The following is a 1,609-nucleotide window of genomic DNA, read 5'->3' as shown; positions in this document are numbered from 1 at the left end:
TGGCGGTCCTCGAATCCGGTGCAGCTCCAGGACGCGTTGGCATTCGCGTCACCATTGACGAAGGCTTTCGCGTCACCGGTGATGATGCGCAGGAACTTCGGCATCGCGGTGACCTTGCTCCGGGGATTGCCGACGAACGTCAGGGTGACCTGCGACGGCGTCTGGATCTCGCCGACGTTCTGGTCGTTGCCGCCGCCGTCGACACCGGCGTCGAACTCGTTCTGACCGTTCTGCAGGCGCAGCACGGGCCAGTAATAGGTCGACTTGTCGCCCTGGTTGTTGCAGGTGGTGTCTCCGTTCGCGAAATCGTCGTCACTGGCGAATGCGTCGTTGGCCTGGTTGCCGACGTAGTCGTGCATGTGGTGTGCACCGTTACTCACACCGGGGGCGGCGATGACATTGTCGGAATTGAACTTGCCGTTCTCGTTCACGCCGCAATTGGTGACGAAGGTGCCCCGGGAGGCGCCGCGGCGCTTTTGCGGGTTCTGGACGTTCGGCTGGACGGTCTGGATGTCGACGAAGTCGCCGGCCGCTGGGCCGTTGCCCGCCTGGCCGCCGTTGCCGTTGTTCCCGCCGTTGTCGTTGCCCTGGTCGCCGCCGTCCTGGCCGCCGTCCTGGCCCTGATCCTGGCCTTGGTCCTGGCCCTGGTCCTGGCCGCCGTCGCCGTTCTGGCCGTCGTTCTGGTCCCCGTTCTGGTTTCCGTTCTGACCGTCGTTCCCGCCGTTGTCGTCACCGCGCAGCGTGCACGGTGCAGTCGCCTCGAGACCCTGGGGCCGTTCGGCCGAGCGGTCGATCATGGCGACGATCCGCTGGATGATCACCAGCCGTTCGTTCTTCAGCGGTGTGAGGATCTCGTTCTGCGCGAAGTTGCGGTCGCTCTGGACCCGCTCCTTGTTGTCGGCGAACCGCTGGTAATACGTGGTGATCTGGGTGTCCAGAGTGGCGAGTTCGCGGTCGACGGCGAAACGCTGGTCGTCGGGTACTTCCTTGATGGAATTGACGACCTCCGGGCAGTCGATGGTGGAGACCGGCTGCCCCACACTCTGGGTCCGGTTGTGGCTTCGCTGGCCCCAGCCTTCGCCGGCGGATGCGTAGACATTGGCTGCGACCAGCCCACCCCCGCCCAGAATGAGGGCAGCCGAAGCAGCGATCGCCCGGTTTGCCAGCGTTGAGCGTTTTCTCGATGTGCGTCCCATGGAACTCCAATCCCGGGGGAGGGAAGTAGCGCGTCGTTCCATACGGACACCGTCGACAGGGCGTTCAGCCGTGTGCAGAAATCGTAGAAGCCTCCAGCCTCAAACCGTTTGGACCACGACGAAAACGGGCACTACCCGGCAGACTTCCTCGGCTCGCCCTCGGCGATTCCCGTGCCCCCTGCCCCTCTCGGTGCTTCAGCCCTGCGCTGTACGGCCGTTGGCCGCGACAGGCCGGCACGACGAGCAGACGGCGGTGGTCGTCGTCCACCACCGGCAGCCCCGGCTCGGCTCGCCCCATGGCTCCCCGGAGGGACCCGGCACCGCCGCGGCTGGTAGCGCACCTCCACCGGATACGTGCGCCCGCTGACCTCGACGATCGGCGCGTCACCGAAGTGGCGGGAGAAGCGCTCGGG

The 1,609-nt window shown here is 66.1% G+C and carries 1 protein-coding gene; it reads right to left on the bottom strand.

The genetic code is table 11. The annotated features are described in order from the left end of the window. Positions 1–1,196: DUF1996 domain-containing protein (locus ABZ070_RS37250; protein ID WP_356640628.1), on the bottom strand; the 1,196-nt coding region annotated here is incomplete at its 3' end. Positions 1,197–1,609 lie beyond the last annotated feature (413 nt).

Source organism: Streptomyces sp. NPDC006283, from assembly GCF_040613325.1.
Classification (GTDB): Bacteria; Actinomycetota; Actinomycetes; order Streptomycetales; family Streptomycetaceae; genus Streptomyces.
Note: the sequence above shows the minus strand (reverse complement) of the source record. Positions and strands in the feature narration are given on the sequence as shown.